General features: G+C 51.9%; 21 protein-coding genes. 11 read left to right on the top strand and 10 right to left on the bottom strand.

Going from position 1 to position 25,867, the window contains the following annotated elements:
• The first annotated feature begins 19 nt into the window (after positions 1-19).
• The gene (locus tag CFB02_RS17575) at positions 20-469 is read left to right on the top strand and encodes a very short patch repair endonuclease (protein WP_088559043.1); all 450 of its coding nucleotides are present in this window, start codon (positions 20-22) and stop codon (positions 467-469) included.
• Between the two features lie 988 nt (positions 470-1,457).
• Positions 1,458-1,601, top strand: coding sequence for an AbrB/MazE/SpoVT family DNA-binding domain-containing protein (locus CFB02_RS18120; RefSeq protein WP_157677822.1), 144 nt, complete (start codon positions 1,458-1,460; stop codon positions 1,599-1,601).
• Positions 1,602-1,774: 173 nt separating this feature from the next.
• Here CFB02_RS18120 and CFB02_RS17565 read toward each other — a convergent pair whose 3' ends face one another.
• The 4 genes from CFB02_RS17565 to CFB02_RS17550 form a co-directional block, all read right to left on the bottom strand.
• Entirely contained in the window at positions 1,775-3,268 is a 1,494-nt protein-coding gene (locus tag CFB02_RS17565) for a relaxase/mobilization nuclease domain-containing protein (protein WP_088559041.1), read from the bottom strand.
• Positions 3,265-3,690: a plasmid mobilization protein gene (locus CFB02_RS17560; protein ID WP_088559040.1), complete on the bottom strand. Its 426-nt coding sequence runs from the start codon at positions 3,688-3,690 to the stop codon at positions 3,265-3,267. Before CFB02_RS17560 ends, CFB02_RS17565 begins: the two co-directional genes overlap by 4 nt.
• A gap of 219 nt (positions 3,691-3,909) precedes the next feature.
• The gene (locus CFB02_RS17555; RefSeq protein ID WP_088559039.1) at positions 3,910-6,351 is read right to left on the bottom strand and encodes a hypothetical protein; all 2,442 of its coding nucleotides are present in this window, start codon (positions 6,349-6,351) and stop codon (positions 3,910-3,912) included.
• Between the two features lie 154 nt (positions 6,352-6,505).
• Positions 6,506-7,252 (bottom strand): NIF family HAD-type phosphatase, encoded by a 747-nt coding sequence (locus CFB02_RS17550; protein ID WP_088559038.1) that lies wholly within the window; start codon positions 7,250-7,252, stop codon positions 6,506-6,508.
• A gap of 265 nt (positions 7,253-7,517) precedes the next feature.
• Here CFB02_RS17550 and CFB02_RS17545 point away from each other — a divergent pair, with 265 nt between their 5' ends.
• From CFB02_RS17545 to CFB02_RS17520, 6 genes are all read left to right on the top strand, one after another.
• Entirely contained in the window at positions 7,518-9,011 is a 1,494-nt protein-coding gene (locus CFB02_RS17545) for a tyrosine-type recombinase/integrase (RefSeq protein ID WP_088559037.1), read from the top strand.
• A complete protein-coding gene (locus CFB02_RS17540) occupies positions 9,004-9,225 on the top strand; it encodes a hypothetical protein (protein ID WP_088559036.1) in 222 nt (73 codons plus the stop codon). The genes CFB02_RS17545 and CFB02_RS17540 overlap by 8 nt, the downstream gene beginning before the upstream one ends.
• A gap of 183 nt (positions 9,226-9,408) precedes the next feature.
• On the top strand, positions 9,409-10,761 hold the full coding sequence (locus CFB02_RS17535) for a hypothetical protein (protein WP_088559035.1): 1,353 nt from the start codon (positions 9,409-9,411) through the stop codon (positions 10,759-10,761).
• Between the two features lie 10 nt (positions 10,762-10,771).
• Positions 10,772-11,410: a metallophosphatase domain-containing protein gene (locus tag CFB02_RS17530; protein WP_088559034.1), complete on the top strand. Its 639-nt coding sequence runs from the start codon at positions 10,772-10,774 to the stop codon at positions 11,408-11,410.
• Between the two features lie 724 nt (positions 11,411-12,134).
• On the top strand, positions 12,135-13,157 hold the full coding sequence (locus CFB02_RS17525; protein WP_197694028.1) for a hypothetical protein: 1,023 nt from the start codon (positions 12,135-12,137) through the stop codon (positions 13,155-13,157).
• Positions 13,157-14,086 carry a hypothetical protein gene (locus CFB02_RS17520; protein WP_088559033.1) on the top strand — a complete coding sequence of 310 codons (930 nt, stop codon included), beginning with the start codon at positions 13,157-13,159 and terminating at the stop codon, positions 14,084-14,086. Before CFB02_RS17525 ends, CFB02_RS17520 begins: the two co-directional genes overlap by 1 nt.
• Positions 14,087-14,793: 707 nt before the next feature.
• Here the strand turns inward: CFB02_RS17520 and CFB02_RS17510 are convergent.
• Entirely contained in the window at positions 14,794-15,600 is an 807-nt protein-coding gene (locus CFB02_RS17510; protein WP_157677821.1) for a substrate-binding periplasmic protein, read from the bottom strand.
• Between the two features lie 261 nt (positions 15,601-15,861).
• Here CFB02_RS17510 and CFB02_RS17505 point away from each other — a divergent pair, with 261 nt between their 5' ends.
• The 3 genes from CFB02_RS17505 to CFB02_RS17495 all read left to right on the top strand — a co-directional run bounded on the left by CFB02_RS17505 (position 15,862) and on the right by CFB02_RS17495 (position 18,288).
• Positions 15,862-16,458 carry an exopolysaccharide biosynthesis protein gene (locus tag CFB02_RS17505; RefSeq protein ID WP_088559030.1) on the top strand — a complete coding sequence of 199 codons (597 nt, stop codon included), beginning with the start codon at positions 15,862-15,864 and terminating at the stop codon, positions 16,456-16,458.
• Between the two features lie 69 nt (positions 16,459-16,527).
• A complete protein-coding gene (locus tag CFB02_RS17500) occupies positions 16,528-17,184 on the top strand; it encodes an SDR family NAD(P)-dependent oxidoreductase (protein ID WP_088559029.1) in 657 nt (218 codons plus the stop codon).
• A 216-nt stretch (positions 17,185-17,400) separates the two neighbouring features.
• Positions 17,401-18,288: a chemotaxis protein gene (locus tag CFB02_RS17495; RefSeq protein WP_014578332.1), complete on the top strand. Its 888-nt coding sequence runs from the start codon at positions 17,401-17,403 to the stop codon at positions 18,286-18,288.
• Here CFB02_RS17495 and CFB02_RS17490 read toward each other — a convergent pair.
• From CFB02_RS17490 to mqo, 5 genes are all read right to left on the bottom strand, one after another.
• Positions 18,285-19,148 carry a hypothetical protein gene (locus tag CFB02_RS17490; RefSeq protein WP_088559028.1) on the bottom strand — a complete coding sequence of 288 codons (864 nt, stop codon included), beginning with the start codon at positions 19,146-19,148 and terminating at the stop codon, positions 18,285-18,287. The two genes, CFB02_RS17495 and CFB02_RS17490, sit on opposite strands and share 4 nt — an antisense overlap.
• A 47-nt stretch (positions 19,149-19,195) precedes the next feature.
• Positions 19,196-20,866 carry an acetolactate synthase large subunit gene (locus CFB02_RS17485; protein WP_008171088.1) on the bottom strand — a complete coding sequence of 557 codons (1,671 nt, stop codon included), beginning with the start codon at positions 20,864-20,866 and terminating at the stop codon, positions 19,196-19,198.
• 48 nt (positions 20,867-20,914) lie between these two features.
• Positions 20,915-22,939 (bottom strand): hypothetical protein, encoded by a 2,025-nt coding sequence (locus tag CFB02_RS17480; RefSeq protein WP_088559027.1) that lies wholly within the window; start codon positions 22,937-22,939, stop codon positions 20,915-20,917.
• A gap of 55 nt (positions 22,940-22,994) precedes the next feature.
• Complete coding sequence (locus CFB02_RS17475; RefSeq protein ID WP_088559026.1) at positions 22,995-24,227, bottom strand: ATP-grasp domain-containing protein; 1,233 nt, start codon at positions 24,225-24,227, stop codon at positions 22,995-22,997.
• A gap of 158 nt (positions 24,228-24,385) precedes the next feature.
• Positions 24,386-25,867 carry a malate dehydrogenase (quinone) gene (gene mqo, locus CFB02_RS17470; protein WP_088559025.1) on the bottom strand — a complete coding sequence of 494 codons (1,482 nt, stop codon included), beginning with the start codon at positions 25,865-25,867 and terminating at the stop codon, positions 24,386-24,388.

Below are 25,867 nucleotides of genomic sequence, written 5' to 3'. Positions count from 1 at the left end.
ACAAAACCAGGGGTGCTTCATGACTGACATCGTCGACTCAGCTACCCGCTCCAGAATGATGTCGAAAATCAAAGGGAAAAATACGAAACCTGAGATTATGGTGCGGTCCGCTCTACACCAAGAAGGATATCGATTCAGGCTGCATAGAAAGAACCTTCCTGGAAAACCGGATATTGTTCTACCAAAGTATCGAGCAGCCATATTTGTCAACGGCTGCTTTTGGCATGGCCACGGCTGCTCCCTCTTCAAATGGCCAAAGACCCGTGAGGAGTTTTGGAAGGAAAAAATCAATGCGAATATAAACAGAGACCAACGAAACCAAGCGCAACTGGCCGACTTGGGATGGAGGGTATGCATTGTCTGGGAGTGCTCGATCAGAGGAAAATCGAGTCAGACACAGTCTGAGAAGCTGGTGGAACTATTCGAATGGCTGAAAAGCGAAGCTCTTTTCGCAGAAATTTACGAATGAGATCCGGAATCTCGTGCACTCCCACCACAATAAGGCTGTTTCTGACCATGCCCCCTGCTACTGCCCTGAAATCCATTCAACTTCAATGTACTAGGACTCACCGTCCTTTGTAACAATCTTATCCAACCAAGCGTCAGAAAGACCGAGTTTTTCCTTAAGCTTTACAGGATCCTCGCACTCGGCAATAGCCGCAAGCATCACTTCAAAATGGTCCACGCTGAGGAGGTAGCCTCTCGGTCGACCACGTGATAGCACAGCCACAGGGGAGTTTTCAAAATGTCTGGTGGGACTTCGCCGGAACTCGCTGATGCTTATTTCTTGGTCGACTAACGGTTTCACCATCGATTGCTCGTTCGCTGCGGCGGGAATTACGCGGGCACTCACCTCTTTTTGCAAAAAGTGCTTGCAGGGGAGCGCTCATCCTTGAGCGAAGCCGCCCACTGGGCGGTTAACAACATCAACTGACATTGAAATGATGTAGCATTCAAAATCAGAGATGGTTTTTCAAAGCCGCCCACTAGGCGGTCAAAAATAAAAATCGAAACAGAAGTATGTAACCTTCAACGCCCGATTTGATCTTTCCAAACCGCCCACAGGGCGGTAAATGAAGACTGGGTAAATCATATCCCTCAGCCTTGAATTCAAGTATATCGCTACACCGATAAAAGTCCATAACTTTCTGTTTTAATTATTTTTTTCAATCTTTTTAGGTTGCAGATTATGACAAGTAGCCTATCCACCCCCCTCTTTAATCGGGGCGTCAGACTTCTCTTCATGTACAACGACACCTCAGAAGCACGTGATACGGAGCACGGTAACTCTTCAGCTGAGGGATAAAAGCACGGTAAGCGGCTGGTAATCCCATCTTAAGCCAGGCGCTTGCCGACGCAGAAGAACAACGCCATCGACGAGTTGTTGCCCCTTAACTGGAAGCAGACTATACCTGACAAGAAGAGCCAGGCCGAAAAAGCGGATTCGAGGAGGAGGCATGCAGACAACAGTTGAAGCCGATGGTGATGAATTATTAATTGTGATCCCGCCTGAAATTCTGAATCGGGCAGAGCTAGAAATCGGAGCCGAGGTCGAGTTGTCGATCGAAAACGGCGTCATCGTTATCAAACGCTGCGGATAAGAAGTGCCATTTAAAGCCACTCTGCGGGCTGGTTTTTCTTGGGTAACTTGCGACTGTACGAAAATTCGTAACACTTTGCGTACCGATATTGGAACCGCCTGTACCTGACAAGGTGTGATGGGCGGACGCTTACAAAACACGCCATCACACGGCACAAAGATAGTTGGAAAAGGTTACTGAGGAAGGTACGTGGACTCGTATTCCTGGTCGTTATCCTTCGACCTGGTTCGCTCCGTTCTTGGGCTGACCCACTCTTCGTGAATCTTCAAAATCTCCTCAGACAAATTTTCGCCAAGCTCATTCCTCACCTTCGGTGAAGACCTCTTATCATCGGCTAGCTGAATCAGCCAAGCCTCATCCCCAACATCATCTTTTACGACCTCCAGGCCACTGGGAATATCCATATCGTTTGTCAGTAAAGGCTCACCAGCCCTCCCCTGCCTACACCCAAACAGCAGCTCCAGTATATAGAGGACGAGCTGAATTAGCTGGTCACGGATCATCTCTTCGTATCTTTCCTTTCCTGTTTTCAGTAATTGCTCGAAGCCAAACCCGGCATAATACCTATCTCCGTGGCGGTAGAGACGAACCGGCAGTTTCGTGCGCTCGATAACATAGGCCTGCCGTTTATTCAAAACCTGAAAAGCATCCACACGAACCAACGTTTCAGGCCTCGGAGCAAGGCCAAGGGAAAGATTGTGCTTGTGAGGATCGTAGCTGATACCTTCTCTTTTAATGAGGTTCTGCCAAGTCAGTCTTGCAGCCTTAACTTTTGAGCCCGCAATCCAGACTCCTGAGCCTTCAACGCTATAGCTTATGCCCTCGGGCTCATCATTTCTGTTGGTTCGGATTTTAATACTGATACCAGACGCTTTCGTCGCCTGGGCAAACTCCGTCATATTGCGTGGCTTATTCTTTTCCAAGATTTTTGCCATGCGCCCCCTGATTACAGACGCCCAATCGCTTCTCCGCCCCGAATTCTCAGCCTCGTTTACTTTTTCGCGAGATCCTCCCCAGTGTTTGAAGTCGCTTTTATTCCAGTCGACTCCCCAAGTTTCATGAGGATTTGGAACGACCTTTAGCCCAAGCTTACGTTCAAGCACTCTCATCGCTTGCATGCCCTTCTCATAATCATTCGAGTCGTCAACCAGCGGCCCTCCCGGTTTGAGTTGGACCCGGCAAGTCAGGATATGCAGATGCTCACATTTAGAATCAGCGTGTTTGAAGCCGCAAAACTTTGTTGTCTCGTCATATCCCATGACAGACAGATATTCCCGCATGGCTCGACCCCATTCATCAGATGTCAGACTCTCCCCTTCCGCAAGGCTGATGACGTAGTGGCCAAAAAGCTTTTCTCCTTTCCCGCAATGCATGCCCGCAACAGCCTCAAATTCGTTTTGAAGGTCCGAGAAATCCACGCCTACAATCCCTTCCGACGAACCACATTTCTCCACATTGCCGCTCACACCTGAAGGAACGGTAGAGGTATCACCCCGCACAGGCTCATGTTGTTCTGGCAGGTCCGATTCAATAAACTTCAGCTCGGATGTCATGGTTCCTTGGACAAAAACCAGACCGTTTATTTTATGTTCGTGCCCTTTGCCACCAGCAGCATAATTGAGTCTATTGAATGCATCGTGAGAGAACTCTTTCTTCTTATGTATCATCGATTCAGTCTTCGAACTTCTCGGTCTGCGAGAAGAGAGTTTAAATCAAGATAAAAGTTCTGAATTATCATCTTCGCATGTGATATTTCATCAACCCAGGACCGCTCAATACAACAGCCTGAATTTATTTTTTTCGCTATTTGATTAACATTATTTCCAAGCTGGCCTAGCATGAAGAGATCGCATGGATTCAGGTAAATTGTCACGCCCGCACCTTTGCTCATGAAAGTCCGCACAATGAACGGTGCAACTTGCTTATAGCCTGAAAGACTTGCCTGATCTCTTATCTCTGCCGCTTCAGAGGGGGTAAGACGGAGTTTTATTGTTACTGACTTGAGGTTGACGGGATCTTTTGGCGGACGGCCAACGGTTGTATTTGAAGTGTCATCAGTCTCATTATTTTTCTTTTTACCACTTTCCATATTTCACCTTTATTTATTATTTTTATTATTGAAAAGCGCAGAACCCTATAGGGTTTGAGCACCCAGAGTTTTGAGGGGTCGGAAAACCTAATCAAGGTTTTCCGGGCCCACAAAACATAGCTGGCCCGCAATATTTGCCCTCTATTTATATAATATATCAGCACAAAAATGATATCTATTTATTGACCAACCTTACGGTTGAAATAACCAAATACAAAATCATTTAAATCTAAAATACTGTGAATACTTTTTTTGGATATCAGTTTTGGACACCCTGTAAGCCCAATAGTCTTTACCTTCAATGCGTGCTCGGCTCGCACTTTTCTCCACGCAAAACCCGAGTTCCTCTTGAAGAAGCTTTTTGGCAAGCGTCACTGATGACTTCGGCGGCTCATCGAATTGAGGAAAAGCGACTTTGAAGGCTTCCATACAATTAAATTTACAGTCGGGAAACTCCAGAGAGTCACCGTCAAGCCAAGACCTGAAGTCATCAGCATCTGTTGGCAGGAATCCAATTTTTGTAGCAGACTGACCGCTTGGGAGCGGTGTGAAGGTCACATGCAGAGGGTCAAATCTCAAGAACTGGCAAAGCTTTTCAAGAATCCGAACCTTCAGCCTGAACCCGAGGGGTTCAGAATCAAGATCTTCGGTAAATAAGCTGCCGAATACTTTTATCCGACGACGCAACTTTCCATTGCAGTCGTCAAGCACCAATTGAACGGAAAGTGCCTCGCCGAACACCTGCCGAAGTTCGAATGACCGCACCTCAAACCGAGATTCATCAGAGAGCACCATACGCCCTTGAGTAAGCTTGTCGGCTTCATACGAACGAATTCTTCGTGCAGTAACCACCTTTTCAGCATTACGCTCATCTACAATGAGCTGCGATTCCGCATCTTCCTCATTCAAAGCAGCTTTCCTGCCGCCGACGTGAACAACTCGGTAACCAAGAGACTCGGCCATGATCAAGATATTATTCCGGTAATTCAGCCTCAAAGACTGCTCCTGGAACTTTCGCTGCAAAAGGCCCTGAACCCCGGGCAACTCCCGAATCTCATCTATTGACTTGAATCTGAATGCTTCACACGCAGGCATCCAGGCACACTCTTCGTACAAAAGCTGTTCCTCACTTCGAAATACGGTCTTCAATTTGGCAGGCATTGATAGGTGGACATCTGGCACAGCCCTGAAACGCCTGAAACATTGAAGCAGCTCATTAGGAGGCATGGCCCCCGAAGCTATTACAAAGACGGCCTCAAAATGCTTTGTAGTCAGGCTGGCAGCAGTGCTCAAAACCGGTGAGATCGTAACCAGCTGGTGTTTTTCGAGAATGGAGTCAAGTTTGCCCAGTTCGCCAGAATCATTGAATTCAGAAAATTTTCTCGCATCCAGCAGCAAACCCTCGTCCCTACAACACTTTGAAAGGCTCTCATGAAGTGCCTGGAGCTTGTCATTCGTAGGTTCTTTATGAGCGATATCCGAGATTACAGCGATATTTTTGTTGTCCTTCAGCATCCGCTTTATTCGGCCTACGATAATTTCCCGGGAGTCGTAAACGAACAGATTGCCGACATGCAGAGAAGTCTTGGGTTGAAACAGAGAGACCTTCCTTCCGGTAATCCTCGATATGTGCGATACAGTTGCGTCTGAGAGCAGGGCGTCAACGAAAAGGACTGTCCCCTGCCTCTCATCAAGGATTGTTCGGACCAGTCGCTCCTCTGCCGCGTGTACATTGGCACGATCAATAAACGAACCTCTGCCAATAGCCGCCCCAGCATGATGTGATCGAATAAGCTCGTATTCGTCAAAGACGATCGCTTGTGTGCTGTCTCTCACCGCATGGAACCTGCGACTCAGGAAAAGAGAGTTGGTCACAGTCATTAGCCCGCCATCCGTTTTTTCACGGGCATTCCACCAGTTTTGATAGTGCTCAGCTTTGCACAGGTAAGGGTAGAGATGAGACTGCCTCGGAACGGCCAGAACCGGCAAAGCGTTGCGCCCTTTCAACTCCTCGAAAAGAGGCAGCACGATCCTGCTAGTTTTCCCCCACCCCATAGGTGCAGCTATAACGTAAACCCCTGGGACTCGGCTCAACATTTCCTGAAAAATTACTGGGTCGGTAATCACGCTCTCAATAGCGGGGTTAAGCCGATCCACACTAATCAGAAGCGTTACATTGCGTTTCTTTTGGCTCCATGCGTTTTCAAATCGAGATAAAAAAACGTCTTTAACCTCAACACTCAGCGCCGGTGACACCCGACTCAACGCATGACAGAGCTTTGATCTGGCTTTTTCATACCCAATCGTTGAAGGCATCCGATCAAGCAGGTGATCAGAATAGTCGCCAAAAGCCTGTTTAAGGGCTTCTCGGGAGTCAGCATACCTAAGCCTAAGAGAGTAATAAGCCCCACTTGCCCTTCTTGGACTTCTTATTTTTCCATCAACCAGAAGGCTGGCACGAAGGTCTGCGGCAAGCCGGATATCAGCGAATACATGAGCTGGGTCAGTAATCAGCAACAGTCTCGACTTTGGGCAATCCAACCTGAATGCCCTTGCCTCACCCTCAAATTCGGCTTCAGAAACAATAGAAAGTTGATTTTGGTAGGCCCCCTCTTCCGGATGAAATCTTGAGAGGACAAGTTTGAATTTTGATTTTTTCAATGTTTTGGCAAATTTTGCACGATCTTAAATTCGTAGCCAAAACCAATCAATACTAAAAAACTTATAGTCTTACGCTTTTCTGGGATGGCATTTTCCGCGCAGCGGGCAAAGAGTGTAAAAATCTGTGTGTTTCTATATGAAAGCGAAACCGTTTTTACACCCCTCGAAGTCCCGAAAGCACCGCCTCGATTCTTTGGAGGACATTCTGGAGCACTTTGCCACTTTCCCGGTATGGCGGCGAAAACGTAGGCACCTCAATCCAGTAGTCCTCCTCTCCTGGACACACATAGCCCTCGTAGTCGTCCACAAGCATCGTAATACGGTTTTCGTCTGACTCTTCGACATCACGAATTGACTTACACCCTCCTTGCCAGGGCACTCTCCGACAATTCAGAAACCAAAGTGGGATTTCGCCATCATTGCTGAGATTTGAGAGAAATTCGTCGATAACGTTAATGGGGAGCGTGCTGTAAACCACGATCTCGACATCCAATGAGCTTAGTTTTTCCAGAAAACCACGCAACCCAGGCCGAGGGAGTTGACTCATTCCGTTGGAAATCAGAGTACCTTCAATGTCTAGGGCGATAACAAACTGTTTAGAACCAACCTCTGACTTGATAACCGCCACTCTTTCCAAGTTCACAGATTTCTCAAAGACAGCCTCGTAATCCGAGTCTTCATGGATTTCCCGGCCTTGATTCGTGACGCGGAATGACACCGCTGGACCGGACCTTTTGTCCTTGAGATCAGTGACCTCAACATATTCACCCCTTGCTTTAGCGAGGGAATCCATAGCGCGCAGGCCCGCCAGGTACGCCCCCCATTCCGCAAAGTTGATATCCACTAACCGAAGGGAGCCGAATTCCGGCAATTGAAGACCATTCTTTCCAACTCTTTCCATGAGACTGCCTACAGATTACATTTTGTTACAAAAATTGCTGTTTTTCCGAAGAAATATAGAAAAATCAATATTCGGAAATTTTTCGCTTTTATTTCAGATGCATAGGAAAACACCTGTATTTAAATTTTCTGATATCCGTAAACCAAAAAGGATTGACAAACGATAAATTTACCAAGATAATGAGGTTTTGAAGACTATATCCCGTTGACGGACGCGGGATCAAGCTTATACTTCTCGTCAATTCACCTGATGACGAGGAGCACCCATGTCCAAAAACCCCCCATCCCTTTTTGCAGGTTACGACCTGTCCAATATCGACTATTCCCGAAAGTATTTCAGAATTGAGTTTACACATCCGAACCCGCCACCCGGTGAGTCGAAAAGACAAAAGGCCGCGACCAACATCCCAAACGACGGCTCCGTCGCAAACCTTGAGCAGGTGATCTCAATCCGGAACGTGGTGTTCAGGAGTCTATCCAATGGCACGTTTACCCATGAACTCTATTGTTCGCTTTTGCCTGATTCCGCGTATGCGAAAAAGTCAGTGCAGCAAGCTCAATCAAAAAACATCCCCTATTTCCAGCTGGTAAACGGCTATAAGAAGACCAAGCTTCCGCGAACCGACCAGGGACGAATGAGTCCGAAAACACTGCACGAGTATATTGCAACGCTCAGAGGTCGCCGCTGCTCATCACTCCACGATCTTTCATCTCAGGACATAACAGAGAAAGCGATACGTGACTTACAGCGGTCTTGGGAATCAAGAAGAGCGGATGGAAGCATGCGGTCAACGAAAACCATCAGAAATCTTATTTCAGTAGTAACACAGCTTCTTCAGTGGGCTTCCCGGGAAGGGTATATCGAAGGACAGCCATGGCTGGCGTTCGAGCGGCAAGTTGTCGAGGCGGAGCGTCAGGAAGTTTTCAGCCATGAAGCAATGATCGAGCTTTACAAAGACATGTACCTGAACGAATGCCCTGATGGGGCCAATCTGTTCGCGATTCTGTGTTTGACTGGGTGTCGTGTGTCGGAGGCTATCGCAATTTGTACGAGCGACGACCTGTACAGGCAGTACCGGTGCATGAGCGACGTTCGGACCAGGCAAAGCGACGTGAACTTTTCAGACCGTGAAGATCCCCGGCTAAAAATAAGGCGGGGATTGGTGACCGAAAAAGTCGATCTGACTCTGGAAGAGAAGGAGGTGTTACGCAAGAAAGGTCGAACGAAAATTCCTAAAACCAGGTCCAAAATCTACTGGAAACGCACAAAAACGATGGATACAAGGGACCTGGAATTATCCCCTATTGCCGTAGAAATTCTGCGAGAACAGATCCGGCGAACCGACGGAGACCCCTTACAAACATTGATGGTTAAAAGTAGAGCCGGCGATCGTTTAGATTACGTCAGGCCACTCTTTCTGAACCGTATCCGAGGCAAGAGGGAAATCTGGCTGGGTTCTGACTCTGTTCGGAAAATGTATCACCGATCCAAGCAAAGGCTCGGCTTCGGGACTATCCGACCCGACCTTCCCCCCCTTAAAAACACCAGAAACACAAAAGCAAGCTCCATGGCCTGCCAGGGAGATAGTGCCATCAAAATTCGGGAACAACTTGGCCACGGTCGCGATACCGAGACTATTGAGCGCCATTACATAAACTATTACCCGGAGCTTAAAGACCTGAATGTTGAAAAGACATTCGAGCAAGCAAGAGCCGAACTTAAGCTACTCCTGAACGAAGGGAGTGAAATCGATGAATGAGCATTACGAAAAAGTAGTTTGCCAGTTCGAAATTGACCAAGAGGCAGCCGCGGCATTGGCGCTTTTCCTTAAGCGACTAGCCTTTGAAGACTGGCATGAAAAGACCGACCCATCACAAAGCTTGGAGGACCGGATCGACCAAGCCTATTGGATGCGGAAGGGTTGCGAGGCTGTCGAGCGCGGCCTCTGGAAAGAGGGCTTTCAGCCCAGATAGAGTTCAGCGGGTGTAGCACACTGATGTGCTTTGGGGGCTTTCTCAGTTACGTCTGCATCTGCCTTTGTAAAGCGCAACCCGTCGTGAGATGGGAGCGATCAGGAGGGTTTCACTTCTTTAAATTACGTCTCAGGTATTTCTGTAATCGAAAGCATTCATAGCAGCCGCTGAGGAGTCGGTCTCATGAAATCGCAAGTATCCGAACGATTAATGAGCAACGTGTACAAAGAATACCAAGCTTCTTATTTTTACACGGGCAAAACCCCTTCAAATCGTGAAATTGAGGATCTTTGCAAGAAATATGGGCTAGTCACGCCCAGCGGAACTCCATATACATTCAAAAACTTCTCAAAGAGGTTGCATGCACTGAACCTGAAATCGGTGCGACTGTTTCGCAGCAACTATGTCGTTGAAAACTTCGAGTTGTACGTGAGTTCGGGTCAAACAAGAGCTGCCGCAGTGTCTCAAATTGCGGAGGAACTCAAGATTACTAGAGAAAGCGTCAATGCTCGCCTGAGAACCGTAGGCAAACAAACGCGCTGCCACAACAAGACGAAGGCAATTTGGGAGCCACTCCTTGACGACTACAAGCAGGGCTTTTCCGCCCAGGAATTAGCGAAAAAACACTCTATACCAGTAACGAAGCTCAAAGGACTTTTTACTTTCCACCACATTGAAGCTCCTCCTGAATTTGGCCAAAAGCTGCACCTCTACTACCGGGATCTTACCGAATGGAACATGATCAACGCTCATTTATATGGGTTAATATGGGCGGACGGCTCTGCATCGAGCGTGGGCCAAATTACAGTCGCCCTCTCGGATAAAGATCGCAATTACCTGCGAGCTGTCTCAGATAGTCTGACCATGGACTCCAAGGGTCCTAGCCTAGTAAGAGTTGGCCATTCCACAGGCCGTCATGGCGGCCCGGTGTCGAGCATCAGCATTGCGCGTAAATCCTTTTATAGCCATCTCGTACGCCTTGGGCTACCAAAAAATAAACATAGAATTGGCCATGGCTTTCCCGAAAGAGTGAGGCCCGACGATCCGTTGTTCTGGCACTTTCTGCGAGGCTTTTTTGAGGGAGACGGAGGGTTTACGCACAACCTGATTCAGGCTTCCGCCACGTTTTCAGTCAATGCGGAATGTCGCGATCAATTGCTCGCGTCCCTTGATTTTTACGACTTTAAACCCTCTTGGGTGAAGGATAAATCAATTTTTTCTGTAAGGATTTCCGGGAATGCGCCTACATTTCTTTTTGCAAGTTATCTCTATCAAGATGCTTGCGCCAGTCCCGTGATGTATCGAAAGCTCTCGACTATAAAGCGATTTTGGGCCCAAAGCCGGTATTCGGCTGCCTACCCAGACCTTTTTAGTGATTTAATCGAATCACGATATTCTACATCGGCTCTCGAAAGGGTTCGTCACACACTTCGAGCAGACTTCAGAAGTCCACGGAAAGCTGGCAACGGCCGAACAAATTGGCTACTCAACCTTTATAAAAGGGCTTGTCGTTCACTGTCGCCATCGAAACAATGAGTCGCGTCATATGAGACTGATATGCATCTCTGATACGCACAGCTTGCACGAGCAAATGCCGGAGATTCCCGACGGTGATGTGTTGATTCATGCTGGAGACTGCACAGGCACTGGCTCTTTAGCTGCCCTAAGCCATTTCACTGAGTGGTTCGGGACCCTGCCGCATCAACATAAGATTCTGATCGCCGGCAATCACGATTACTGCTTTGAAATATACCCAAAGCCATCGCGCGAAATGTGCACGGAGCATGGCGTAACCTACCTTCGCGGAGAAGCAACGCGCATCGGCAACCTAAATTTCTATGGGTTTCCATGGCAGCCCATCTACCGGTGGATGGCTTTCAACGCCCGAGAGGGCGAATTGAGAGGTCGCCTACAACGTGTGCCTGACGACACAAACGTGCTCATCAGTCATGGGCCTGCATTTAACGTCTTTGATTATGTTCCTTCGGAGCGGGCCCATGTAGGTTGCCATGCCCTCGCCAACCGCATTCAGGAATTGAACGAACTCAAAGCACACATTTGCGGCCATATTCACGAGTCGTATGGCTTTGCCGTAAGAGAGTCTGACGGAGTTAAGTTCGCTAATGCGAGTACCTGCACCGAACGGTATAGCCCCTCCAACCTGCCAATCGTCATCGACTTGTGAATCATGCTGATGTGCTCGCTGCAAGCCAAGTTCGCATTGCGGACCGCAAACCCGGAGTTGGGGGATTCTTCCCAGTTCCTACGACTACTCATAGCCTGTGATTGGAGCATGAATTTGTTATACTTTGAGCAGTAATTCACACGATAGGGGGTTACATTGGTAGGTCCAAAGGTTTACTAACACAGTGGAGAATCGCTACATGGTTGGTCCAAGGGTCATATAATTGCCGCCAGAACGCCATGGCGTAACCAGAATCGAGCGGCCACCCTGGCGGCGTCGACACTATTAATCGGTTGTCATCCTCAAATCCCACATCATCTCGGGCAGCTCTCGTTATAGGGGCGGTTTAATCCCTCTGAGCAAGTTACTTTAAGTGATTGAGCCTCCAAGCCCATAGCAGGTCTAAAGTGGGAAAATCAGCGAAGCCCCACTTCCCCAGCTCTCTTCAGCGCAATCACATTGCGACATTTGCCGACCTATCGTGTCATAAGGAGAGACAGTGTCTCCGGTCATTTCCGAATCTGACATCAAGTACCAAAACTCCGACTCAGCGGGTCATGCATCCAAGCAGTCTATCTCGCTAGTTCAAGGACCGAGTAGCAGCGAACACTAAAGGTGGCACCAGTGGGGAGGTAGGCTAAGTTTCTGCTAAGCTGCCAATGTGATACACGAAAAACTAAGGCTCTCAAAAGCATATGAAGCCGAATCAGTCTGAGGAGAAACTTTGAACGTTACAATTTTCGATAAGGCTCATGACAGTGTAATCGATAGCGTCGTCGCAACGGGGAAAATAACATACCAATATGCCATCGATAACCTATTTCCGTTAATTGATCGCTTTTCTGGGCAACGAAAAATCCAGGACAAGAAATTTTATGCGCGTTTAGAGCGCGATATCTTGGATCATTGCCTGATGCCTCCAATAACTATTGCTTTTGTTGAGCCAGAATTTTCAGAAGACAGCATAAAAAAGATTTCCGATTACATATCAGACAACATTGAATCTGGCTACATTCTGGATGGAATCCAACGTCTTAATACCTTAAAAAGGGCGAGTGCAGACGAGCGGTTCGATGGCAATCACCCACTCTATATAAACGTAATCATCGCCCCATCAGAGGATAGACTCCTTTACCGAATGATCACTTTGAACAATGGCCAGAGGCCGATGACACCTAGGCATCAAATCGAAATATTGACCCAAGAGTTATTTGATTTTTCCGATTTGTCAATAAAGGTTCAGACGGAAAAAGAGCGAGCTAAAAATGTGATCAAAGGGTCCTTTGATCTCGGCGACCTATCCAAAGCCTACCTTGCTTTCCTAACCGGATCAGTGAACAACGACAATAATAAGATAATCGGTGAAAAAATGGACCAGATCATAGTCGGCAGGATCATGGATCGTCAGCCCAAAAATGAGGGAATAGATTTCAAAAACGTGATAAAGGAAGTAGACCGGTTTAGCTCAGCCCCCAACGCCCATAAGTGGTTTAAAGTTGGAAACAACCTAATAGGCTTTTCCGTAGGGATAAAAAAGTCCTACCCTACAATAAAAGAAATAACGGAGGCTGAATTCTCCGATTCAATAGATTTATTCGAGTCCGCATTTAAATACATAAACCCTTCGAAAGTAAATCTGGGAAAATATAGGAGAGAGCTATCTCAGGTATTTATTGAAAAATACCAAAAATTTTCAAAACTTGATGAGATGGAGCTGGCAGAACAATTTATGGAGATTACTTCCTGATGGCAAGTTATCTGACATTCAGCTACTCAGATAACTTGCCCCAAAGCATCAAAAAAAATTTGCCGCAAGCACTGACGGTTTCAGGAGAAAATGATCCCGAACTGTTGCTTATAATTCGCATATTATCTGGAAATTTAGAGCTGACGCATAACTATTCCAACAAATCCGTAAAACACAGAAAGAATTACTTCTATAACGACCTAACGAGCTTCCGAAACTGGAAAACTGACTTTCCTAAATTTTTTTCTGAAGAAACAAATTCAGATGATCTTGCTGATTTCATCTTTAACACAAAGTTTACCAATCGTTCTTTTTACAAGATCATTCTTGCAGAGATATCCCATTTCATAATACACGAAAGAAAATCAGCTCATACTTCAGCATTCATTTTTATATATCGAATTTTAGAAAAAATATCATATGCGTTTCCAATGATATATGCCTCTAAAAGCAGTGATTTTTTAAAATCATTCAAAGAGTTAAAAGAGTTGATGACCGGAAGCGATGAAAAGAAAGAGCTTGGTTTCTTCAAAAAATTTGTAGAAACAATTCATCACGGCGACCCTATTGCCGATACATCAATAGATATAAGTATTGAGGCCGATAATTCTAACGTTCAAAAACAGATGTTCAAAGCCATGAAAGACGTTACAAACGCCTCAGCGATTCACGAGGACACTACAGAACACGGGTTACTGTGCATTAAATACTGCGAAATGGGAAGCTTTATAATAAATATTCGGAATCGGTTCTTTCACAATCTGAACGGTGGCTCGAAAAATATTGAGAGCAACAGGATTGTTGACTCAGACGAATTCTTCAGATTTATAAATCCCATGGCAATGCATTGGTTATCGATGATTATTTTCAAAGTGACCCATTACAGTCTATCTAATTTTCAAGATCAAAGACGAAATTCAAGGGCGTAAACTTTAAAAGCTTTTATTAAACGAGGATTTCTCCTGACATCGTTAACAAATAGTAGCTTCAAAGCATAACCTCGCGGGTCTCAGAACTCAGAAGGGACACGATGTCTATTTCTGACTGAGAGTCAGATAATCGTGCGGATTTTGCCGCCTCCTGTGACTGTAGGAGGATTCTCTTGTTTCGGCCTCTGTGACGCCATCAGGATTCCAGGATGAGCACGTTTTTCAATGAGCCGTGGCGCAATCAGACCGAATATCCGGATTCAGGGCTTTGCCAGTATCAGTTATTTCGGTACTTTGTCGTACTATCAAGCGCTGGATTGGAAAGCCTCGCCGAATTTGTCAAAGATTGCCATAACGCAGCGCCAAGTCGACGAAATCATCATCAAGTGTTTCTGTAAACAGGAAAATCGGCCCCATTCATAACTTTATGGTGCACCAATGCATGCCTCTGAAAGACCCGCATTGAGATCTAGATGCGCGGCTCCCCATTTCGAGTACACGCCTTCGGGGACGCAGGAATCTGCCCCTCTGATGTAAAGCGTTTGCCCCACGCAGAGGTCCTAGCCATTTTTTTGCTTTAAAATCAATATGCTGACCAAGCATGGACGCGGGTTCAATTCCCGCCGTCTCCACCAACCAACCTAAAAGGCCTCGTCACACGACGAGGCCTTTTTTATATGGCGTCTCGTACAAAACCAGTTCGAAGATCAAAACCCCGCCAAAGGACAAACCCCGGGATCATTCCCAGTCTCTGACTGCGGCGAGCCAGCGGGCATGCAGACGTACCGATTTACGATAGCCGTGAAGGTGCCATCATCCAGCATCGTCTGCAGTGCGCGATCAAAATCTTCCACAAACCCGGGGCCAATGGTTGCTTTGGAAAACACAAAGTACGCGGGCTTGTTGGATACGACCAAGGAGCTGGGGATAACCGTTCCGGTCAGCCCCAGTTCCTGAATCTCGTAGAGCCCGGTTAACTGACTCGCCACCACACCATCGACCCGATCCCGGGCCAGCATGAGCCATAACGGCTTCCTGCGGGAGAGGTACTCGATGTTTTTGTCGTAGTCCGGATTCCGGATGAGGGCGCTGTATTCATCGCTGTAGGACACATGAATCTGGGCACCAAGCCTGAAACCCGATTCCAGCAGCTGCCGCAAACCATTCAGCTCGAACCTGGACTCGTCAGATCGCCGAATAAACAGGATATTGGGTGATACCAGACCGACCACTTCCGAGTAATGGGCATACTCCTCTCGCTCCGGAGTCCGGTAGGCGCCGGAGAGCATATCCACGTGCCCGTCACGCAACTCCCTAAGCGCCCTGGCCCATGGCATCTTCTGAAAGGAGAGCCCGCAATCCAGGCGCCCCATGGCCTCACGGACCAGGTCGGCATCAATGCCGACCACCTCACTCTCCTGAACCATGAAATAGGGCGGATCATCGTCCCAGCGCAGGGTGATGTCGCAGTCCCCATAGCTTGGGGCCGAAAAACAGAGAATGAACGCGAGCACCAAAGCAGATCTGCACAGGGCGGGCGTCACAAAACGCGAGTGCAACAACTTTGAGAACGGGAACCCGTTGCTCTTGCCTGGATACATCTTTGATGCCACCAAGGAAGGGAGGTCTAATTAATATAGACTAATTAGTCAGGCACTCAATGCTCTGAGTAGCAACGCCCGGGCTAACTCCCTGTCATCTTGTGTTCATGCACTCGTTGCGCAGTCAAGGTAGTGTCTGAAAAATCTGTTCAATAGGAGACCACGAGCACCACCATGAACCAGCCAGACGATCCGGCCAGCCTGACAGAACTTCTGGAACGCCTTCGCGCAAACACCGAGGGACAGGTTCAGGTGTCTGTGGGCGATGTACTGGCAGCTGTCGGTGAACGTTCCTTCGGGCCGATGGTTCTGATCGCCGGCGTAATCACCGTGGCCCCGCTGATAGGGGATATTCCGGGAGTACCAACGCTGCTTGGCCTGATGGTGCTACTCACCCTGGGGCAACTGATTTTCCAGCGCCACTCGATCTGGATTCCCTCAAAGCTGGCGCGCCGGAACATCGAAAGAGAAAAGCTTGCCAGGGGGCTGGACTGGATGAACAAGCCCGCCCGATTTGTGGATCGATGGACAAAACAAAGGCTGCTCTGGCTGGTTCGCGGGCCGGGGCAATACGTTATCGCCATCATTTGCATGGTTGTAGCGGCTGCCATGCCACTGATGGAAGTGATTCCATTCAGCGCCAACGGTGCCGGAATCGCCCTGATGGCGTTTGGCCTGGCCATCGTGGCGCGGGACGGTCTGCTTGCCCTGGTGGCAATCCTGGCGACCGGCGGCACCGCCTGGTTCATCCTGAATAACCTCCCCTGGTAGGCAGCCCTTCCGGCAGGGATCGCCAGAGACCTGTGCTACTGTTGAGCCTCAGCCACAAGGAATACAAACATGACCATTCTTATCACGGGCGCCAATCGCGGCATCGGCAAGGGCCTGGCCGATGAGTGGAGAGAGGCGGGCGAGCATGTCATTGGCACGGCCCGAAGCGAACCGGGCATGGAGGTACTAGATGTCGCCGACCCCGCCAGCGTGACCGCGCTGGGCGAGCGCCTCGAAAACCAACCGATCTCAACCCTGGTCTGTAACGCCGGCATTCTGCTCGATCGCCATGAACAGCTGGAAGGCGGCTACCCGCCAGAACTCTGGGCGGAGCACTTCCAGGTCAATGTGACCGGCGTATTCCTCACCATACAGGCGCTGCTACCCAATCTCAGACTGGCATTGGCCGGGGGCGGCACCCCGAAAATCGCCATCATATCCAGCAAGCTTGGATCCCAGGCTTCTGCCGGTGGCGGCCGGTACATATACCGTGCCTCGAAAGCGGCGGCGCTCAATCTCGGGCGAAATCTGGCCGTGGACCTGCGTGAGCAGGGCATAGCCGTGGGCATCTACCACCCGGGCTGGGTGGCGACGGACATGGGCGGTAGCGACGCCGAGGTATCGGTTGAACAATCCGTTGATGGCCTCAGGCGGCAGATTGACAGCCTCACCCTCGCCGAGATCGGCTGCTTCAAGGCCTGGGACGGTAAGGACATGGCGTTCTGAAGGCGCACTGGCATGGCAGCCCAAGACACCCTGTGCGGAAGGATTCTGTCACCATTTGAAACAATCCTTCTGAATCCCGATTCACGGTAAAGCTGCTATTATTGCTACATACTCCAGGCTTGCGGGCTGAGCAGCGCCCGCCAGACAGCCTGGTGAAACAACTTCTTGCAAAAGCTCCTGCGTCAGGGGCTTTTGCGTTTGAAAGGACCCGCTTGTATGTCCAGCAAAGCGAAGCAGACCCAGAAACTTCTGCTGTTCCGGCTTTCCGGCGAGCGTCTGTTCGGGATCGGAACCCTGAAGATCCGGGAAATCCTGCCTTTCATGCGGCTGACCAAACTGCCCCACAGCCATCACGCCGTCATCGGCACGGCCACCTTCCGGGGTTCCGCCGTTCCGGTGATCGATATGGCTGCCGCGGTCGGCTATCCGCCGCTGACGCAGGAAGAACGGGAAAAAGCCTCGATTATTGTCACGGATATCCAGCGCCAGGAGATCGGTTTTCTGGTGCGCAGCGTGCAACAGATTATCGAGACTGACTGGAAATCGGTGATGCCGCCACCCAAAGCCCTGGGCAGCAAGGCGTTTATCACGGGTCTGCTGGACGTGGATGGCGATATCATCCAGCTGCTGGATGTGGAATTGCTGTTGGCGAAGGTGTATCCGGAATCACTCGACACCCAGGAGGTGGTTCTCACGGATGTGCAGAGTGAGACGCTCAAGTCCCTGAACATTCTGATGGTCGACGATTCCCAGGTGGCCCGTAAGCAACTCTCGGACGTGCTGGACAGCAAGGACATCCCCTACCAGGTGACGTCCAACGGTGATGACGCCCTGCAGATTCTGCTGCGCGACCATGAACTGGGCCGGCCCACGGACATTCTGGTCAGCGATATCGAGATGCCGGGGCTCGATGGGTACGAGCTGGCGTTCAATGTGCGGGACAATTCAGCGCTGAAGCAACCCTACATCATCCTGCATACGTCACTGAACAGTGAGATGAGCCTGAGCTATGCCAATCAGGTGGGCGCCAACGAAGCGCTGACGAAATTCGATGCCGAGGAGCTGCTTCAGGCCATGCTGCGAGGCGCCGAGCAGGCCCGCTAAAGCCTGAGCTGCTCGATAAATTCGTCCGCGTAAGCGCGCATCTCAGCCAGCCTCTGCTGCCACTCTTCCCGGTGACGATTCAGCATTTCCTCACTCAGGCGCGTGAAGCGTTCGCCGGTTTCGGCCACGGTGCGACTGGCATTGGCGATCGATTCCATGGTGGGATCGTTCAGCTCATCGGCCTGGCGGTCCAGATCCCGGGCAGCCTGTTCCAGAATCACCCGGTCCTCCTCCGGTGTCGGCTCACTGTCTTTCAGGGCGTCTTCCACCGAGCGCTCAAGCTCCCGCATGGCTTCCTGCAACTTCTTGCCGAACGCTTCCATGGCGCCCTCAGCCTCACGGCCGATTTCCTCGGAGTAGGCCTCCAGATCCCGCGCCAGCTGTTCCATCTGCTGCTCAAAGTCATCCGAAGACGATGAGAAACGGGTGCTGAGCTCGTCACCGAGCCGGCTGAGCTCGCCCATGATGCTGCTGAACGGGGAAGGATTAAGGATGGCCTCGCCAGTACGGTCGTAATCCACCAGCCACTGATCCTGGAACCGCACGAGATAGGTGACCAGCTCCAGCCGCTCACCTTCGGTTCCGGCTTCGGCCGGCAGGCGGGTCACGATAGTGGCTTCGCGATCTTCAATAACGACACGGCCGAAGGATGGCACGACGTCGGTCCAGCTGCGCTTGTAACCGTCGAACGCAGCCGATTCCGCCAGGGTGGAGTATTCCATCACGTCACCGGCGTCGTTCTCGGCCATGGCCTGCCAGAAGGCCGCCGCCACTTCCTGGGGTGTCTCGGGGTTGCTACAACCGACGAGCAACGTCAGTGTCGCGATGGCCACCAGGCCGCGAAAAAAGAAACGGATCATTGCAGTGCTACCTCGGGCTCATCATCCATGGACGCATAATACACCCCTCACAGTTTGCAGGTCAGTTCCGCCAGCTCCTCATCAAACACCCGGCGGTTTTCACTGTAATCCACGGGCACGTCCACCACATGAACACCGCCTTCAGCCAGGGCACCTTCCAGGGTCGGCCGCAGGTCCTCTGTGCGGGTCACGCGGTGACCCTTGGCGCCATAGGATTGGGCATAGGTGACAAAATCCGGGTTGCGATAATCCAGGCCGAAATCGCTGTAGCCTTCCTGGCCTTGCTTCCACTTGATCATGCCGTAGGCACTGTCGTTGATAATCAGCACCACCAGGTTGAGGTTCAGTCGAACCGCAGTTTCCAGCTCCTGGCTGTTCATCATGAAGCCACCATCGCCACAGATCGCCATCACTTTCAGATCCGGGTACAGCATGGAGGCCATCATGCCGCTGGGCAAGCCGGCGCCCATGGAGGCCAGGGCGTTGTCGAGCAGTACCGTATTGTTGTCGTAGGCGCGGTAATTGCGGGCAAACCAGAGTTTGTACATGCCGTTGTCGAGCGTAATGATGCCGTCGTCGGGCATTACCTGACGCACATCATGAACAATCCGCTGGGGGATCACCGGGAAACGATCGTCTTCAGCTCGCTCCTGCAGGTGCGCATCCACCGCCTCCTTCACTTCCATCAGGCGGGTGAAATCATGGTTGGCGCACTGGCCACAGTTCTCGGCCATGTATTCCACGCTGTTGGCGATATCCCCGACAACTTCGTGCTGGGGGAAGTACACCGGGTCTACGTCGGCCGCACTGAAGTTCACATGAATGACCTTCTTGCCGCCGGGGGTCATGAAGAAAGGTGGCTTTTCCACCACATCATGGCCCACGTTGATCACCAGGTCGGCGCGGTCGATTGCACAGTGAACGAAGTCCCCGGCCGACAGTGCAGCGTTGCCCAGGTAGCGCGGGTGTCGCTCATCCACCACGCCCTTGCCCATCTGGGTGGTGAAGAACGGGATGCCGGTAACATTCACAAGGTGCAGCAACGCCTGGGAAACCCGTTTCCGGTTGGCGCCGGCACCGATCATGATCAGCGGATGCCTGGCCTCGCGCAGCATTTCGCACGCCATCTCCAGGCTTTTCGGGCTGGCCGAGGGCCGCCGGGCGTCACTGGGTTTGAAGATATGGGTATCGGATTCGGGCGCCTCATCGGCGATGTCCTCCGGCAGCTCCAGATGCACGGCTCCCGGGCGCTCTTCAGAGGCCAGGCGAAAAGCTTCCCGAACCTTGGCAGGGATGGTGTTGGCATTGCTGATTTGCCGGGTGTACTTGGTGAGCGGACGCATCAGGTCCACCACATCCAGAATCTGGAATAACCCCTGCTTGGAAGACTTGATGGGTTTCTGGCCCGAGATCATCATCATGGGCATACCGCCCAGCTGAGCGTAGGCGGCGGCAGTCACGAAGTTGGTGGCGCCGGGCCCGAGCGTGGAAAGGCAGACTCCCACGCGCCCCGTCAGGCGGCCGTAGGTGGCGGCCATGAAGCCGGCAGCCTGTTCATGGCGGTTGAGGACCAGCTGAATACTGGACGTCCTCAAAGCTTCCAGGAAGGCAAGATTCTCCTCACCGGGCACCGCGAAAATGTATTCAACGCCTTCGTTTTCCAGCGCCCGGATAAACAACTCGGCCCCATTACGGGCCGGGGTCTGTTCGTTGGCCATGGCCTTCCTCTTGATCTGTGGATTCCGGGTGATCGGCAGGTTCCGGGATCAATCGGTTATGGGCGGCTCCGCCTGCAAAGCATCCGCCGGCACGCGATCCAGCCCCCAACTGCGATACACACCCTCTGTTACGCGCCTCAGGGCATCCTCGTTCACTTCCGCAGGTTCCCCCCGCTCCAGGGGATCGTAATGGAAGATGTACAGTCGCGATGTGAACTGTTCGAAAGGCAGCGACGACTCGCCAAAGCGCTCTCCGTTGCCAGAGGTACTGACTTTGACTCCATCGCCCCAGTTCTGACCACTGTCGTTATTGGGATTGAAGAAATAAATCCGCATCTCGCCTTCCGGGTCGAGCGCCGACCGGAGAATGGTAATGGCGTGCCAGCCGATAAACCGGGCGGCACTGTCGGTCACCGCAATACCCGCGGGCTGCGGGTGGATCAGCGGCTGATTGCCGTTGTAGTAGGGGTGATAACTGGCATAGAAATGCCGGATAAAGCCTTCCAGATCATGCAGTTTGCCAGTGGCCACATCCACGTTGATGGCAAATCCGCGCCCGGCAGACCAGCCGTGGAACTCCGGGTTCACCCATTTATGGGGATCGCCCTGGCGGCCGACGCACAACCGGCCCATCTCCACATAAATGCGGTCCAGATGCGGCACTACAACCAGGGAGACAGGATCCAGATCGAGGGTTACCTCGGAAGCGACACCGCCGACACTTCGTGCCGACGACACCGGCTGGCCTTCAAAGTGAATGACGATTTCATTGTCCCGGGCAGCCCAGGCCACCATCTGCAAGAGATAATCCGGATCGTTGTAGGCCCACATCGAGAGAGCACGGGCCGACTGGCAGGTAGGATTGTTGCCCTGCCCCACACCCAAAGGCTGGCCCAACATATTCAACACGCCCTGAATCAGCCAGGCATTGGGTTGCGGTTGATAGCCATAGGCCAGTTCAAGTCGCTCCCGCGCATGGGGGCACAGAGAGAGCCGTGCCTGGCGCCACAGACCCGGCGCAACAGGAGGCTGGTAAAGAATACCCCGCTCCAGCAGCAGCGCCAGGCCATAAATGCCCTGTGCCGTTTCCGGATAGATACCTTCTTTAATCAGGGTGTGGACCAGCTCCCGATAGCACATAAGGCAATCCCGGCCGGTACTGGACAGACCCAGCGCCTCGCTCAACAAGGTGTCCTGGTCCAACAGGATGAAACGTATGAACGAGGCATGGTAAGGCGAGACCAGCCCGGTATCGTGCATGGAACGCGCAAACCCGGTGGCCTCGTTCTGCAGGGCCTGGGCGTCCATGGTTTCCAGCCGCTGTTCGTAGACCACCGTTCCGGGGTCTTCACTGCACGCCCGGGTGGGGCCATAGAGGCTGGAGATCAATCGGTCGGCACCGCGCCCGGCACTGCCCAGATCGGCCTGCGGATCGGCCCGGCAAAGGGCAATCTGGGTAATCATCTTGCGTACGTCCGATACCTGGATCGGTCGCTGTTCAAGGATCCGCCAGATCTCCTCGATCAGACTATCAATGACATGTTCGTAGCCGATGTGGTGGGCCACGTACTGCACAAGGTTCTGGCTGATCAGCGCGAGCTTGCCCTGCTCCCGCTCAGCCTCACCGGTCATGCCAAACAGCAGGCCCAGGTTGATGGCAAGAACCTGGGTCAGATAGTGGTGGGCCTGTTCAGCCGACACCGAAGGGTGCAGATAGCTGCCCCGGGCGACGGCAAGCAGCCGCAATTCGCTGAAGGCCTCAATGACGACGGTATCGGCATTCTGGCTCTGCAGCGAATAGGTTGTCAGCGTGGGAAGGAGAATACCGGGTTCGGCCCAGTCGGTGCCGGCAAAGACGCCCGCCAGTTCAAGGCGCTCCGCGCGCTCCTCGATGATCCGGCAGCCATCCGGCTGCAGCAGGACCCGGCGGGCAATATCCAGCACACGCGGCAGTTTGCCGGCCTTGGTAAAAGACCGGCTTTCTTCCAAAGCCTGAATGGCGTCATCCAGGCGTTGAGCCAGCTTGTCAATGTTCACAGCTGGCGCTGCGCTGCCCGATTGGTGATCGTTCAAACGATAATCCTCAGGGCCTGGGACCAAACCCGGTTGTTGTTAATGCTTCTCCTGATTATACATAGAAATCGAGGTCTTCCTGATGTTTCAGGAGGTCCCGCATGACATAGGGGTCTTCACCGAAGAAATACACCAGCCCCCAGTGGGTACCGAAAGCGGTACGTTTGGTGACCGTTTCTTCAAGCGGCGCAGTCAGCTCGTGAGACTCGAAATACTCGTGATTTTCGGTCTCGTCCGGGATTTCCAGCTTGCTGACAACCCGGCGGCGCGGATACACACCGAAACAACCGGCGTAACCCTTCGCATCCACCACTTCCTTCGGGAAGAAGGCCTTGATTTCCTCTTCCGTGGTCTTCGGGTCAAAGGCCAGGATCATGCCCTGATAGGCGTTGAAGCCGTAGGCACGCTCAAGCAGCTCGAACACCTTGAAGCCCGGCGGGCGGTAGGCCACCTCGCCAAAGTACATGGTCCGGTCGCTGGTCACGAAGTACTCGGGGTGGATAAACCCGAATTCGATATCGAAGGTCTTGATCAGCTTCTCGATTTCGCCGCGAATCTGGTCGCGATACTTCTCCAGGTCCGGTGTTGCGGGCACAAATACCGAATAGCCCAGCGTCACGTACTCGGAAATGTTCAGGAAGGCGATCTTGCCGTTGTGAATCCAGGCCTCGACCGCAAACTCCCAGCCATCCAGGTGCGACTCCATCAAAACCGGGAATTCTTCTTCCGGGATGGTATCGACTTCATCAGGCGTACGGATCACCCGGTGGCCAAGGCAGCCGGCCTTATCAAAGGCCTTGAGGTGAATCGGATCGTTGGGGTCACCATCGAGTTTCAGCAGCGTCTGGTTAACCCGCTTCAGGAACCGGATAACATCACCCTTGTCGTGCGCTTCCTCGAAGATACCCACCCGGATACCACCGAGCTGGGCACGGCGTTTCATCAGGGCCTTGTCACGCAGCAGCATGGCCTGACCGAACAAACGCGGCTTGTCCATCAACACCGAGTTAATGGCGCCCGCCCACTCCACAGTCTCCTCAAACAGCGGGATGGCAACGTCTACGCCCATCTCCTTGAGGGTCTGCGCAATTTCTACCGAACGATCATTCAGGCGCTCGAAATTCCAGGGCACGTAGGGAATGTCATGCTCTTCGCAATAGGCTTCGGCCCAGTCCGGCGCCACGACAACATACCGACGATCGAATTTGTCGGCCGCTTCAACCGCGTTCAGGCTCCAGCCCAGTAACGCAATATACCCTTTCTCAGGATTGTACTTTTGCTCACTCACAGGCTCTCTCTCCTTTCATAAGGGTTGACTTATAACCCTACGCATTAGCTATGAAATCGCAAATTTCGCCCCCATTCGAAACGCAAAAAGCACTGCGACGGCCGGGAGTGAATCCAGCAATCACAGTGCCTTTGGCTTTCTTAGATCGATTGGGAATATCAGCCCAGTTTCAGGGTAGACAGGGTCCTCTCGCGAACTTTGGTAAGCAGTGCTTCGTCTTCTACCAGGGACTGACCATAGGACGGAACAAGCTCTTTCATCCGTTCCTGCCACTCCGGAGTCTTGATCTTCTCCGGGAAACAGCGCTCGATCACGTTGATCATGGCATTGGCTGCGGTGGAGGCTCCGGGAGAAGCACCCAGCAGCGCCGCCAACGTTCCATCTTTTGCCGCCACGATTTCGGTGCCGAACTCAAGCTTGCCACCGCCACCATCGACCTGCTTGATGATCTGAACGCGCTGGCCGGCCATGCGTAGTTGCCAATCCTCTTCCATGGCATCCGGGAAAAAGTTGCGCAGCGATGCCACCCGGTCACTGTGGGACTGGAACACTTCCCCGATCAGGTAGCGTGTCAGGTCCATGTTGCTCTTGCTCACCGAGAGCATTGGCTTCAGGTTGGTGGATTTCACAGAACCCAGCAGATCAAAGATGGAGCCCTGCTTCAGGAAGCGGGTGGTGAAACCGGCGAACGGGCCGAACAGAAGGGCCGGCTCGCCATTAATGATGCGCGTATCCAGATGCGGGACCGACATGGGCGGTGCCCCGATCGGCGCCTTGCCGTAAACCTTGGAGTCATGCTGCTTGACGATGTCGGGCTTGCCACACACCAGCCACTGACCGCTCACCGGGAAGCCACCGTAGCCCCGGGCTTCGTCGATACCGGATTTCTGCAGCAGCGGCAACGCGCCACCGCCGGCGCCGAGAAACACGAAGCCAGTCTCGAGCTTGGTCAGCTCGCCGGTCTTCTGGTTCTTGACGCGGATCTTCCATCGGCCGTTATCCCGCTGGTCGATGTAGTGCACCGGTGAGCTGAGCATCAGCTCGAAATTCGGCTGGGTTTCCAGCCAGCTCACCATGCTGCGGGTGAGCGAGCCGAAATCCACATCGGAACCGTGCTTGATCCGGGTCGCGGCAACCCGCTGCATGGGGTCCCGGTTATTGACGATCAGCGGCATCCATTCCTCGAGATCCTTCGGGGACTCGGTGTATTCCATGTCGCGGAACAGATGATGGGCACTCAGGCGTTCATAACGGCGCTTGAGGAAGGCCACGTCTTTCTCACCCCAGACAAAGCTCTGGTGCGGCGTGGGGTTAATGAAGCTGGAGGGTTCGGGCAGGATGCCCTGCTCCACAAGGTAGGACCAGAGCTGCAGTGACACCTCGAACTGGGCGTTGATCTGCAGGGCCCGATCGATGGTGACATCGCCATCACCGGTCTCGGGCGTGTAGTTAAGCTCACAGTACCCGGCATGCCCGGTACCTGCGTTGTTCCATCCGTCTGTGCTCTCATGGGCAACGTGGTCGAGACGCTCCACCATGACGATGTCCAGGGACGGATCAAGCTGCCTGAGCATCATGCCGAGAGTGGCGCTCATGACGCCACCGCCGACCAGCACTACGTCTGCCTGTCTAACGGCCAT

Origin of the sequence: Marinobacter sp. es.042, from assembly GCF_900188315.1 — a bacterium.
Classification (GTDB): domain Bacteria; phylum Pseudomonadota; class Gammaproteobacteria; order Pseudomonadales; family Oleiphilaceae; genus Marinobacter.
The sequence above is the reverse complement of the archived record's forward strand: the minus strand, read 5'-3'. Positions and strand labels throughout refer to the sequence as shown.